10 protein-coding genes are annotated in these 13,583 nt (G+C 69.1%); 4 read left to right on the top strand and 6 right to left on the bottom strand.

Annotated features, from left to right (window positions below):
• Positions 1-289: 289 nt before the first annotated feature.
• The 6 genes from ruvX to ACZ5ZX_RS19940 form a co-directional block, all read right to left on the bottom strand.
• Complete coding sequence (gene ruvX, locus ACZ5ZX_RS19915; protein WP_465503472.1) at positions 290-793, bottom strand: Holliday junction resolvase RuvX; 504 nt, start codon at positions 791-793, stop codon at positions 290-292.
• On the bottom strand, positions 786-3,449 hold the full coding sequence (gene alaS, locus ACZ5ZX_RS19920; protein ID WP_465503473.1) for an alanine--tRNA ligase: 2,664 nt from the start codon (positions 3,447-3,449) through the stop codon (positions 786-788). Before alaS ends, ruvX begins: the two co-directional genes overlap by 8 nt.
• A 100-nt stretch (positions 3,450-3,549) precedes the next feature.
• Positions 3,550-3,861, bottom strand: a complete 312-nt coding sequence (locus ACZ5ZX_RS19925) for a hypothetical protein (RefSeq protein WP_037305987.1) — start codon at positions 3,859-3,861, stop codon at positions 3,550-3,552.
• Positions 3,858-4,256 (bottom strand): DUF948 domain-containing protein, encoded by a 399-nt coding sequence (locus ACZ5ZX_RS19930; protein ID WP_044850419.1) that lies wholly within the window; start codon positions 4,254-4,256, stop codon positions 3,858-3,860. The genes ACZ5ZX_RS19925 and ACZ5ZX_RS19930 overlap by 4 nt, the downstream gene beginning before the upstream one ends.
• A gap of 85 nt (positions 4,257-4,341) precedes the next feature.
• On the bottom strand, positions 4,342-6,459 hold the full coding sequence (locus ACZ5ZX_RS19935) for a bifunctional polysaccharide deacetylase/glycosyltransferase family 2 protein (RefSeq protein WP_465503474.1): 2,118 nt from the start codon (positions 6,457-6,459) through the stop codon (positions 4,342-4,344).
• A 33-nt stretch (positions 6,460-6,492) separates the two neighbouring features.
• A complete protein-coding gene (locus ACZ5ZX_RS19940; protein WP_465503475.1) occupies positions 6,493-6,981 on the bottom strand; it encodes a hypothetical protein in 489 nt (162 codons plus the stop codon).
• Between the two features lie 144 nt (positions 6,982-7,125).
• Here ACZ5ZX_RS19940 and ACZ5ZX_RS19945 point away from each other — a divergent pair, with 144 nt between their 5' ends.
• The 4 genes from ACZ5ZX_RS19945 to ACZ5ZX_RS19960 all read left to right on the top strand — a co-directional run bounded on the left by ACZ5ZX_RS19945 (position 7,126) and on the right by ACZ5ZX_RS19960 (position 13,540).
• Complete coding sequence (locus ACZ5ZX_RS19945) at positions 7,126-9,189, top strand: phosphocholine-specific phospholipase C (protein WP_465503476.1); 2,064 nt, start codon at positions 7,126-7,128, stop codon at positions 9,187-9,189.
• 61 nt (positions 9,190-9,250) lie between these two features.
• Positions 9,251-9,937 (top strand): VOC family protein, encoded by a 687-nt coding sequence (locus tag ACZ5ZX_RS19950; protein WP_465503477.1) that lies wholly within the window; start codon positions 9,251-9,253, stop codon positions 9,935-9,937.
• A 10-nt stretch (positions 9,938-9,947) separates the two neighbouring features.
• Entirely contained in the window at positions 9,948-11,027 is a 1,080-nt protein-coding gene (locus ACZ5ZX_RS19955) for a hypothetical protein (protein ID WP_465503478.1), read from the top strand.
• 125 nt (positions 11,028-11,152) lie between these two features.
• The gene (locus ACZ5ZX_RS19960) at positions 11,153-13,540 is read left to right on the top strand and encodes a chitinase C-terminal domain-containing protein (protein WP_465503479.1); all 2,388 of its coding nucleotides are present in this window, start codon (positions 11,153-11,155) and stop codon (positions 13,538-13,540) included.
• Positions 13,541-13,583 lie beyond the last annotated feature (43 nt).

Genomic DNA, 13,583 nt, shown 5'->3' on the forward strand with positions numbered 1-13,583 from the left:
ACCGCCTGTTCCGGGGCCCGCCGCGGCGGGACCGGACGCGGTGCGCGGGGCGGAGGTGGCTCCTCGGCGGCGGCGCGGCGGACCCGCGGCGGCGGCTCCTCGGCGGCCCGGCGGCCACGTGGCGGCGCGGGCGGGGCCTCAGGGGCATCGTGGCGCAGGTGCCTGGTCCTGGCGGGTGGCTGCGGTTCGGGCCTCCGACGGGGCGGGGCCGGCGGCTGAATGGCCTCCTCAGGCTCCCGCAACCTTCGTCTACCGCCCTGACGGCGTTCGGGCCGGCCGTGGGGCTCGGTCATGTGTCGCCCTTCCGTGCGCGATGTGCCGCTACCGCGTCGATCCACGCCTGCAGGATCTCGACCGCGGCCGCCTGATCGACGACGGCACGCTGCTTACGTCCCTTCACCCCACGCTGCGACAGCATCCTGGATGCCGTCACCGTGGTCAACCGCTCGTCGGCCAGCCGCACCGGCACCGGAGCGATCCGGGCGGCGACCTTGTCGGCGTACTCGAGCGCCGCTTCGGCTGCCGGGCCGTGCCGGTCCTTGAGCGTCCTCGGCAGGCCGACGACGACTTCGACCACGTCGTGTTCCGTGACGAGTTCGACGAGCTGGTCGACGTCCTTGTCGCCAGTCGCGTCGCGAGTGAGGGTAACGAGCGGACTCGCGAGGATGGGGTCGGGATCGCTGAGGGCGACCCCGACCCGGACGGATCCGACATCCACGCCAAGCCGCCTACCGCGCCCCGGATCGGATTCCCCTGGCCGATCCGGGCGCCGCTGGGGGGCGTCGTCAGCCAACTTGGGCGACCGCCGCGCGGAGGGAGGCGATGGCCTGCTCGGCACCGGCGGGGTTGGTGCCGCCACCCTGGGCCATGTCCGGCTTGCCACCGCCGCGGCCGCCGATCGCCTCGGCGAACGACGGGACGAGCTTGCCTGCCGCGATGCCCTTTTCCTGCGCCGCCTTGGTGGTCGCGACGACGAAGGCGATCTTCTCACCCTGCGGCGCGAAGAGCGCGACGATGCCCGGACGGGCGCCGAGCCTGCCGCGGATGTCGGAGGCCAGCGCGCGCAGGCCGTTCGAGTCGACGCCCTCGCCGAGCTTCTCCGCGACGACCGCGATCCCGCCGATGTCCTCGGCCTTGTCCGCGAGCGATCCGGCCGAGCCGAGCACCTGCTGGGTGCGCAGCTGCTCGATCTCCTTCTCCGCGTTCTTGAGCCGGGTGAGGACGTCGTCGATCCGCGAAGGCAGCTGGTCCGACGGCACCTTGAAGGTGCTCGCGAGCTGCGAGACCAGCAGCTGCTCCTTGCGGACGTACTTGAGCGCGTCCGAGCCGACCAGCGCCTCGACGCGGTGCACGCCGGAGCCGATGGACGAGTCGCCCACCAGCTTCACCAGGCCGAGCTGGCCGATGCGGTCGACGTGGGTGCCACCGCAGAGTTCGCGGGAGTACTCGCCCATGTCGACGACGCGGACGTCGTTGCCGTACTTCTCGCCGAACAGCGCGACCGCGCCCAGTTCGAGGGCCTTGTCCTTCGTGGTGACGAAGGTGTTCACCTCGACGTTGGTCTGGAGGTAGTCGTTGACCTCCTCCTCGACCTCGGTCAGCACGTCGGCCGAGACCGAGCCGGAGGTGGTGAAGTCGAACCGCATCCGGCCCGGCGAGTTGAGCGAACCGGCCTGCGCCGCGCGCTTGCCGTACGCGCCGCGCACGGCCGCGTGGACCAGGTGCGTCGCGGAGTGGGAGCGCTCGATCGAGAGACGGCGGTGCTGGTCGACCGAACCGGTCAGCGCGCTGCCGATGCCGACCTCGCCGTCGAGCACCTCGACGCGGTGCACGAACAGGCCGGGCACGATCTTCTGCACGTCGTGGACCTTGAGTTCGACGCCGTCGCCGAGCAGGACGCCGGTGTCGGCGACCTGGCCGCCGCTCTCGGCGTAGAACGGGGTGCGGTCGAGGATCAGCTCGGCCTTCTTGCCCGCGCCGACGCTGCGGACCGGAACGCCGTTTTCGAGCAGCGCGACGACCTTCGCGTCGGCCTGCAGGTCGCTGTAGCCGAGGAATTCGGTCTCGCCGTGCTGTTCGAGCACCTTGCGGTACTCGGACAGGTCACCGTGGCCGGTCTTGCGCGACGCCGCGTCGGCCTTCGCGCGCTGCCGCTGCTCGTTCATGAGCGTGCGGAAGCCCTCTTCGTCGACGGACAGGCCCTGCTCGGACGCCATCTCCAGGGTCAGGTCGATCGGGAAGCCGTAGGTGTCGTGCAGCTGGAACGCCTTGTCGCCCGCCAGCAGCGAACCACCGGAACGCTTCGTCTCCTCGGCCGCCATGTCGAAGATGCGCGAACCGCTGGTGAGCGTGGAGAGGAAGGCCTCCTCCTCGACGCGGACGACGTCCTCGATGCGGTCGAAACCGGAGACCAGCTCGGGGTAGGTCGGGCCCATGGTGTCGCGGACGACCGCGGCGAACGCGGGCAGCACCGGCTCGTGCACGCCGAGCAGGCGCGCGGAGCGGATGATGCGGCGCAGCAGACGCCGGAGCACGTAACCGCGGCCGTCGTTGCCCGGGGTGACGCCGTCGCCGATGAGCAGGACACCGGTGCGGGCGTGGTCGGCGATGACGCGGAAGCGGACGTCGTCGGTGTGGTCGGCGCCGTAGCGGCGGCCGGAGAACTCCTCGGCGCGGCCGATCACCGGGCGGACGAGGTCGGTCTCGTAGACGTTCTCGACACCCTGCAGGATCGTCGCGACCCGCTCGACGCCCATCCCGGTGTCGATGTTCTTCTTCGGCAGCTCGCCGATCGGCTTGTGGCCGTGCTTCGGGCTCTTGTCACCCCGCACGTCCTGCATGAAGACGAGGTTCCAGATCTCGATGTAGCGGTCCTCGTCGGCGACCGGGCCGCCCTCGCGGCCGTACGCGGGGCCGCGGTCGTAGTAGATCTCCGAGCACGGGCCACCGGGACCGGGTACGCCCATGTCCCAGTAGTTGTCCTTGCCATCACGGGCCTGGATGCGCTCGCCCGGCAGGCCGGTGAGCTTCTTCCACAGGCCCGCCGCCTCGGAGTCGTCCTCGTAGACGGTCGCCCAGATGCGGTTCGGGTCGAGGCCGTAGCCGCCTTCGCTCTGCGGCTTGGTGATCAGCTCCCAGGCCGCCTCGATGGCGCCTTCCTTGAAGTAGTCGCCGAAGGAGAAGTTCCCGGCCATCTGGAAGAACGTGTTGTGCCGGGTGGTCTTGCCGACCTCGTCGATGTCCGGGGTGCGGACGCACTTCTGGACGCTGGTGGCGCGCGGGTACGGCGGCGGGACCTCGCCGAGGAAGTACGGCTTGAACTGGACCATGCCGGCGTTGACGAACAGCAGGTTCGGATCGTCGAGGATCAACGGGGCGCTCGGGACGCGGGTATGTCCCTTGCTCTCGAAATGGCTCAGAAAACGCTGGGTGATTTCGTGTGTTTCCACGGGTTCGTCCTTGGATGCGGGCTCGCGCGAAAGGCGCGGGGATCGAGGGCAGGCGGGAACGGCGGAGGGCTGGGGTTCTCCCGGTCGCGGACGCGACCGATCAGCCCTCCGCCCGGCGAGCTCGCCGGGCCGGGCGCCGCGGCGACGCCGCGTGCCTGCCCGCAGGGCCGTCGGCGGCCGTGCTCAAACCGGTGCGTTCGGACACCATGTCGTGCAGCTCCTGTTCCCGTTCGCTCATCCCGGCGCGGACCTCCGCGCCGAACGAACCGACGGCGCCCGCGAGTTCCCGCACGGCGTCGCCCAGGTTCGAGGCTAACCCCGCGGGCGTGGCCTGGCGAGCGGTTTCGGTCGCTTTGCGTGACAGGGCGACGCCGGCGACCACGCCGACGCCGAGCCAGAACAGGCGCTTCATTTCCGGCCCCGCTTCCGTGCCGGGCGTGCCGCCTTCGCCTCCGCCTTCTTGCGGCGGGCCTTGATGGCCTTGCTGAGGCCGTACGACAGCGCGGCGGTCTTGACCAGCGGCCCGCCGAGGGTCGCGGTGAACACCGACGACAGCGCGGACACGTTTCCGGTGACGGCCTGCGCGTTCGCGGTGATGCCGTCGACCCGCTCCAGCTGCGCGTTGACGTGCGTGATCGTCTCGTTCGCGCCGATCAGCAGCGGGTCGGTGTTCTCATGCGCCTTGCGGATGGCGATCGTGGCCTCGTCCAGGGTCCGGCCGAGCTTGAACAGCACGATCGCCAGCAGCACGACGAGTACGACGAATGCTCCTGCGGCGATCAGCGCGGCGATCTGCCCTGCCGACACGGGCCCTCCTCAAGGGTCTGCGGTCTTTGGTGTCCGTGAGGTTACCGCGCAGGCGGCCGTTCAGCGGGGTCACCCCGCCCAACGGTCACTCAGCGTCCACAAGTGACCCCGGCGGCGCGCTCTGGCCGAGGCGATCCAGTTTGTGCCACGGCAGGCGGGCCCCGGCCAGTGCCGTCATCACCGACTGGATGACGACGAGGTACATCAGCTGCCGGTAGACGAACTGTTGCAGGGGAAGGAAAAGCAGCGGGCGAAGCGATTCGCGGTCGAGCCGGAAGGCGATGATGCCCGGCACGATCTGCAGGAGCAGGAACACCGACCAATACAGCAACGCGGTCTTCGCGTCCCCGGTGAACAGGCCGAAGATCGCGGCCACGTCGACGAACGGCGCGAGGACGGGCAGCGCCACCTGGAACATCAGCAGATACGGGATACCGCGGCGGCCGAGCCTGCCTGCGGCCCCCTTGGCGACGACGGCGCCCCGGTGCTTCCACACCGCCTGAAGCGTGCCGTAGCACCAGCGATAGCGCTGTTTCCACAGCTGCCCCAGTGTCGCGGGCGCCTCGGTCCAGGCACGGGCCTCCTGTTCGTAGACCACCCGCCAGCCGTCCCGTTCCAGCGCCATCGTGAGGTCGGTGTCCTCGGCGAGGGTGTCCTCGGGGACTCCTCCGAGCGCGAGCACCGCCGAACGCCGGAAGGCCCCGACCGCCCCCGGCACCGTCGGCATGCACTCGCCGACGTCGTACATCCGGCGATCGAGGTTGAACCCGATGACGTATTCGATGTGCTGCCAGCCGCCGAGCAGCCCGCCGCGGTTGGCGACCTTGGCGTTGCCCGAAACCGCGCCGATCGACGGGTCGGCGAACGGCTGGATCACCGTGCGGACGGTGCCGGGCTCCAGCACGGTGTCGCCGTCGACCATGACCACCAGCTCGGTCCGCGCGGCGGCGAGGCCGGTGTTGAGCGCGGCCGGTTTGCCCGCGTTCCGCTGGCGGATCAGCCTGACCCGGCGCAGGCCGAGCCGCTCGACGACGTCGGCGGTGCCGTCGGTGGACCCGTCGTCGACGACGATCACCCAGGTCGGATGGTGGTCGGAGGCGAGGATCGAGCGGATGGTCGCCTCGATCCCGGCCTCCTCGTTGTAGGCGGGGACGATCACCGTCACCGGTTCCCGCACCGGAGGCCGGGTCCGGTCGGTTCTGCCCCGTCTGACGTGGATCGCCGTGGTGACGAGGACCAGGGCGGTGCGCAGTACGGCGAGGACGCTCGCGGCGATCAGCAACCAGCCCAGCGCGGCCGCAAGCGCGTCGCCGGTCTGGACCGCGGCGATCAGGAGCCAGCCGCCGAACCGGGTCAGCCCGTCCACCGCGGCCGTGCTCCCGCTGAGCCCGGCGGCGCCACTGACCGTGTCGAACCGCCAGCCCTTGGCCTGGAGGCCGGGGATGACACGGTCCAGCGCGGCGAGGGTCTCCGACCGGTCCCCGCCCGCGTCGTGCATGAGCACCACGGCGCCGTCGTCCGTCCGGGGCGTCGCGGCGGCGGCGATGGCGTCCACCCCCGCCCTCCGCCAGTCCTGGGAGTCCAGTTCGGACAGGACGACGACCCTGCCCTCGCCGCCGAGACGGCGCGCCGCCCGCCAGCCCGCGTCGTCCACCGCGTCGGTGGTCGAAGAATAGGGAGGACGGACCAGGGAGGTCCCCGTCCCGGCGGCACCGGCGATGGCGAGGTCGGTGGCGCGCAGCTCGATCTTGGCGCGGACGTCCCCGGCCGCGCCGAGGTCGGTGTGCGTCGCGGTGTGGTTGCCGAGTTCGTGGCCACGTTCGGCGATCTCCGCCGCCAGGCCGGGATGCCGTGCCACCTGCGCGCCGGTCACGAAGAAGGTGGCGTGCACGCCGTGCCGTTCGAGCGCGGCGAGGATCCGCGGTGTCCATTCCGGATCGGGGCCGTCGTCGAAGGTGAGCGCCAGCGTCTTCGGCCGGAGCCGCGACGTGACGGGCTCGTCGCCGCGTGGGTCGATGATCGGGCCGCCGTCGCGTACCGCGGCCGGTACTTCCCCGGCCGCGCCCGCCGAGACCGCGCCGTCGGCGGCGAATCCCCCTTCGACCAGGGTGTGCAGTCCGAGCAGGACGGTGACGGCGAACAACAGGGTCGCCAGGAGCGCCCAATGCGCCTTGGGCGGCGGCAACCGGCGGTGGGCAGGCACAGGGGAATCCTTCGGTCGTGCGCGAACCGCGCGTCAGTGCCCGGAACCGGGCGGCGTCGTCCTCGTCTGTCCCGGCGGGAGGTCGGGCGCCCGGCTGTTACGACGTTCGGCGCCCGGCGGCGAGGAGGTGGCGACGGAGCCCGGGGGTGTCGTCCCCGGCGAAACCGTGGTCCCGGCCGGGACTGGCCTGGCGCTCGTGCGCGACGTCTCGTTGTCGGTCGCGGGCGCTTCGGAGGATTCCGGTCGGGAAGCCGTCGGCCGGGGGCCGGACGAGGTGGTCGCGGGCGGCTCGGGCGTAACCCGCGGCGCGGGCACCGGCAGCGGCACGAGCGCGGCGGGCAGCGTCGGCGCGCCGAAAAGCGCGGCGACGAGGAGGATCCCATAGCAGGCGACGGCGGCGCAGACGCCGATCGCGATCCGGCGGACGAGGGTGCGGCGTCGACCGCTCGGGTCGACGAACACCGGTCTCGCCGGGTCTCCGCCGCTGTCGTTTTCGTTGTGATGATCAGGAAACACGGCCATCCAAGGGTAGTGCGGGCGGCATACTGTAAGCACGGGAACGGCCGGAGACCAACTGGATCGACGCGGTGTCACCGCCCGGCTACCGACGCCAGGACGACCTGTTCGGTTCTTGTGACGTTCATGTTCCTGGGTCAAGGTTCGGGCATGCCTGAACTGTCACGCCGTACGTTGCTGGGCGCCACCGGCGCCGCGGCCGCCACCACGCTCCTGCCCCCGTCCGTGCACGCCGCCATGGCCGAACCCATGCGGCGCGGCGGACTCGACGCCGTCGAGCACGTCATCGTGCTCATGCAGGAGAACCGGTCGTTCGACCACTACTACGGCAGCCTGCGCGGCGTCCGGGGCTTCTCCGACAGCCATCCGCTGGAACTGCCGTCGGGAAGATCGGTGTTCGAGCAGCCGAACCCCGCCGGCGGCACCGTGCTGCCCTTCTCGGTGCGGGAGGCGGCCGAACTCGCCGGCCGGAATCCGGACGACATCCAGTACCTCGGCGACCTCGACCACAGCTGGAACGGCAGCGGCAAGGCGTGGGCGCGCGGCTGGAACAACGGCTGGATCGCGGCGAAGACCCCGGCCACCATGACGTACTACGAACGCCGCGACATCGCGCTGCAGTACGAACTCGCGGACACCTTCACCATCTGCGACGCCTACCACTGCTCGATCTTCGGCTCCACCAACCCGAACCGGAACTTCCTCTGGACCGGCACCACGGGTTTCGAGCCGGGCAGCACCACCAATCGCGCGGTCACCAACGCGGCGTACTCCTACGACCACAAGGGCTACGACTGGACGACCTACCCCGAGCGCCTCGAAGCGGCCGGGGTGTCGTGGCGGATCTACCAGGAATGGGACAACTTCACCGACAACGCGGTGGAGTACTTCCTCCCGTTCAAGAAGATCGGTACGAAAATCCTCACCAAGGTCGACGGAAAGTTCCGTACCACCGAGGAGTTCTACGACACCCTGCCCAAGAAGACGCCTGAGGAGCGGAAGAAGCTGCAGGCGCAGTTCGACGCCGGGGTCGCCGCGCTGAGCCCCGCCGAGCGGAACCTGTTCCAGAAGGCGATGTACCGCAGCGAACCGGAGACGCTGGTGACCAGGCTGAAGGCCGACATCCAGGCGCGCCGCCTGCCCGCGGTGAGCTGGCTGGTGCCGTCGGCGGTGGATTCCGAGCACCCCGGCGCGTCCACCCCGGTCGGCAGCGCGAACCTGATCTACCGCGTGCTCGACGCCATCGCCTCCGACCGCGAAACCTGGTCGAAAACGGTGCTGCTGATCAACTTCGACGAGAACGACGGCTACTTCGACCACGTCCCGCCGCCCGTTCCGCCCGGCAATGCCGCCAACGACGCGGACCACTTCAACGGTCAGCCGCTCGGTTTCGGCCCGCGGGTGCCGATGACGGTCGTCTCGCCGTGGTCCATCGGCGGCCACGTCGATTCGACCGTGTACGACCACACCTCGGTGCTGCGGTTCCTGGAGCGCTGGACCGGCGTCGCCGAGCCGAACATCAGCAAATGGCGCCGGACCGTGGCCGGTGACCTCACCGGTGCCTTCGACTTCTCGCGCGCGGGACGTCAGCCGCGCGTGACCCGCCCCGGTCCGGTACCCGCGCCGATCAGCCGCTGGCGCCCGTCCGCGCCGTCGGAGCAGGCCCTGCCCGTGGCCGAACCCGGTGACCGTCCGGCACGTCCGCTGCCGTACCAGGTTTCGGTGTCCGGTGTCGTGAAGTCCGGCGCCCTCGCGCTGTCGCTGGCGAACAGCGGTTCGTCGTCGGCGCATTTCACGCTGTACCCGTACAAGGGCGAATTCGCCGAACCCGCGCACCGCGACGTCCTTGGCGAAGCCGGTGAAACCGTGGCGCTGCCGGGCGACGAATACCGCGTCGTCGTCCAGGGGCCGAACCGGTCGTGGTGGGAACTGCGCGGGAACCGTCAGGGCGCGGCCGCGGGTGTCGACGTGCGGACGCGGTTCCTGACCTGGCGTTCGGGTGTCGAGTTCAAAGTGTCCAACTCGGGCTCCTCGGCGTTGACGCTGCGGCTGACGTCGTCGCGGTTGACGCGCGTGGTGCGGGTCGGGGCCGGACGGTCGGTCACGGTGGACTGGCCGGTCACGAACGGCTGGTACGACGTGAAGGTCACGGCCGACGGGGACCCGGCGTTCCTGCGCGCGTTGACGGGGAAGGTGGAAAACCGGAGGCGCTGAAGACTCGTGAGTGGTAGTGATGGCGCTGACCGTCACTACCACTCACGAGGTGGCTTCACTGATGACCCTCACCCTGCACGCCGTCTGTTTCGACGCGAACGACCCGCTCCGTCTCGCGAAATTCTGGGCGGGCGTCCTCGGCTGGACGCCGGACGGCGAAACACTCCTGCCTGCCGACGACACCGGGTTCCGGATCCGCTTCGTCCACACGGGAGAAAAGAAGTCCGTCAAGAACCACGCGCATTTCGACCTGACGAGCACCTCTCTCGAAAACCAGCGGGAAACGGTCGCGAAGGCCCTCGAATCCGGTGGCAGGCATATCGACATCGGTCAGGGCCCGGAAGAGGAGCACGTGGTGCTCGCCGATCCCGAAGGCAACGAGTTCTGCGTCATCGAACCGGGCAACGATTTCCTGGCCGACTGCGGTTTCGTCGGAGCGCTCGCCTGTGACGGCTCTCAGGAGGTCGGGTACTTCTGGAGCAAGGCGCTGGGCTGGCCGCTGGTCTGGGATCAGGACCAGGAGACCGCGATCCGTTCCCCGCACGGGGGTCCGAAGATCACCTGGGGTGGCCCTCCTTTCGATGCCAAGACCGAAAAGAGGCGGGTGCGATTCGCTTTGAGCGGCCTTCTTCCGGATGTCGATCGGCTCGTCTCGCTTGGCGCGACCCGGCTCGGCACCGGGGAAAACGGGCAGGTGGAACTGGCGGACCCCGACGGCAACGAGTTTTCTGTCGTGGTGTCCGGCTAACCTTCGCGCCATGGACATGAGAGCCGCGGCCGAAGCCCTCGTCGCCGGGGAACGCTTCAGCGTCTGGGACCTGGACAAGGCAGGGCCGGACGATCTTCCCGAACTCCGCGAAATCCGGCGAACCGGGAATCCGGCGCTGCGCAACGCGGCGCGCGCGCTGCTTTTCGCCTTGGGCGGCCCGGAAGCACTCGGCGAGTACGATCTCGCGCTCGTCCGGCGCCTGATCCGGAGCAAGATCGGCGGCGAAGTCCCGGTCGCGATGCGGGGTTGCGAGTTCTGGTACGCCATCCCGACCACGGACCAAGCGGCCGTACTCGACGCGTTCGGCCTGTCCGATCCGGAACCGGTGACCATGTCGCTGGGCACCGAGATCTGGAACCAGCACCACCTCGGCCCCGGGCACCAACGATGCGCCCGGCTCTACGTCACCCCCGCCCTCGACGGATGGACGCTCGTTTTCGGCAGGCCGTCGGAAGATCAGCACCCCGCGGACATCACCGAAGAAAGTTCTTGGAGCACCGAGCCGCGCGCGCACTATCAAGCCATGCTCGCGAACGAAAAGGCCTGGCGCGGAGTAGATCGTGAGCGCTGCGCCGGGTTGAGCCGCCGGTTCGGCGCGGCGCACCTGTACTTCCGCAGCCATGGCGACTCGATGACATCGTGGTGCATCGCCGAAAAAGGCGAGCTGGTCCGGTTCTACGACGTCTCCGCGCCGGAGGAGTCCGTCGGCGAACTCGCGGCGGAGAACGGTTACCTGCTCCCCCATGAAGACACGCCGTTGCCCGAAGGCTGGGCCGACGACATCCCGCACACCGAAAATCCCTTGGACTGGCAACGCGAATGGGTCCGGCGTTACCGGCGGCTCAAGGCGGAACTCGAGATCCCGGACCACTGCGACGCGGACACGATCGCCGAAGCGCTTTCGGTGCATCCCGGCAAGATCGGCCCGCACACCCGCGTCGAAGGGCACGGGGTCATAGCACTCACGGGATGTGGCCGAGAGTATGGCCACCCGCTAACGTTGTTGAAGGGCCTGACTTACACCCCGGCACCCGAAACACCCTCACTTCTCGACGAAGACCAGACCTGACGAAGCGCAGGTACGTCCGGCAGTGCGGCACAGGATGGAAATTGGTCTACACCTATTGACGCGCGGCAGGTCAGCGGCTCAAGCTGCTGAGACCGAGGGCCATCTTCCACTGTCGGAGGTTCGGCGTGCCAAGGAGAACCAGGAAACTACTCCCCCTGCTGGCGTCGCTCATCGCGCTGGCCGGACTCATGATCGTCGTCATCACCCCGTCCACGTCGAGCGCGGCAGGCCATGAGGACTGCCGCCCCGACGGCCTCTACCGGACGCCCGGTGCCGACACCCCCTACTGCACCGTCTACGACACGACCGGCCGGGAAACGCTGGGAGACGGGCATTCCCGTCGCGTGATCGGCTACTTCACCAGCTGGCGCACCGGAAAGAACGGCACGCCGTCCTATCTGGTCAACAACATCCCGTGGTCGAAAGTCACCCATCTCAACTACGCGTTCGCCCACATCGACGCGCAGAACAAGGTTTCGGTCGGTGCCCCTGGCCCGGCCAACGAGTCCATCGGTATGGAATGGCCGGGCGTCCCCGGCGCGGAGATGGATCCGTCGTTGCCGTACAAGGGACATTTCAATCTGCTGACCAAGTACAAGAAGCAGAACCCGAACGTGAAGACACTGATCTCGATCGGCGGCTGGGCCGAGACCGGCGGCTTCCTGAACCCGGATGGCACGCGCAACGCCTCAGGCGGGTTCTACAAGATGACGCAGACCCAGGCGGGCATCGACGTCTTCGCGGATTCCGTCGTGCAGTTCCTGCGCACCTACGGATTCAACGGCGCCGACATCGACTACGAATACGCGACATCGGCCAGTTACGCCGGAAACCCCGACGACTACTGGATCGCGCAGTCCAACCGCGGGACCCTGTGGGCCGGATACGAAAACCTGATGCGCACGCTGCGCGAGAAGCTCGACAGGGCCGGTGCCGCCGACGGCAGGCACTACCTGCTGACCGCGGCCGTGCCCGCGTCCGGCTGGCTGCTGCGTGGCCAGGAGGTCTACGGCGTCACGCGCTATCTCGACTACGCCAACATGATGAGCTACGACCTGCACGGCGCGTGGAACCAGTTCGCCGGGCCGAACGCCGCGCTCTACGACGCGGGAAACGACGCGGAGCTCGCGCACTGGCAGGTGTACACGACACCGCAGTACGACGGACAGGGGTATCTCAACACCGACTGGGCTTATCACTACTTCCGCGGCGCCATGCAGGCAGGCCGGATCAACATCGGGGTCGGGTTCTACACCCGTGGCTGGCAAGGCGTGTCCGGCGGGACGAACGGCTTGTGGGGCAAGGCGCCGCTGCCCGATCAGAAACAATGTCCACCGGGCACCGGATCCCAGGTCGGCTCGACCGTGCCGTGCGGTAACGGCGCGATCGGCATCGACAACCTGTGGCACGACCTCGGCCTGGCGGGCGACGAGGTACCGGCGGGCGCGAACCCCATGTGGCACGCCAAGAACCTCGAGAACGAGATCACCCCGGACTACCTGGAGGCGTACGGGCTCAGCCCCAAGACCGACCCGGCGGACCGGATCTCGGGCACCTACAACAGGTTCTACGACAACACGATGGTGACGCCGTGGCTGTGGAACAACGACAAGAAGGTGTTCCTGTCCACTGAGGACGAAACCTCGATCGCCACGAAGGCCAAGTACGTGGCCGACAAGGGCATCGGCGGCATCATGATCTGGGAACTGGCGGGCGACTACGCCTTCGACAACGCCAAGGGCCAGTACTTCATGGGCGACACGCTGATCACGAAGATCAACGACGGCCTGCGCGGTGCGGCCCCCTACGGCAACACCAAGTCATCGCGTCCGGCTCCCTCGTCGGTGCTCGACGTGAACGTCAACCTGACCGGATTCGCGCTGGGCGACGCGAACTACCCGATCACCCCGCGGATGCGCGTGACGAACAACTCGGCCACCACCATCCCCGGTGGCACGAAGATCGAGTTCGACTACGGCACGAGCGCGCCCGGCAGCATGTCCGACCAATCCGGCTTCGGCCTCGCCGTCACGAGCAAGGGCCACAGCGGGCCCAACGTCGGCGGGCTGAAAGGAGACTTCCAGCATGTCGCGGTGACCGTGCCGACCTGGCAGACCATCGCACCGGGCGCCACGATCGAGATCCGGCTGAACTACTACATGCCGATCGCGTCGCCGTCGAACTTCACCTTCACCTTCGGCGGCACGACGTACGCGATCACGTCGGACCACCCGCGTGGTGGTGGCGCTCCGCCGACGACGACCACGACACCCACCACCGGCACCACGACCACGACACCTACGACCACGACCAGTCCGACGACCACCCGGACGACCACCACGACCCCGACGACGACCACCTCGGCCCCGTCGGGCGCTTGGGCACCGAACGTCGACTACGCCACCGGTGCCCGGGTGACCTACAACGGCGCTTCCTACGTCTGCCGTCAGGGGCACCGGTCCCTGCCGGGCTGGGAGCCGCCGAACGTGCCCGCCCTCTGGGCACCCGCCTGACCCCGACAGCGCGCTCGTGAGTGGTCATGACGGTCTGACCGTC

The organism is Amycolatopsis sp. NPDC033938, assembly GCF_055575975.1.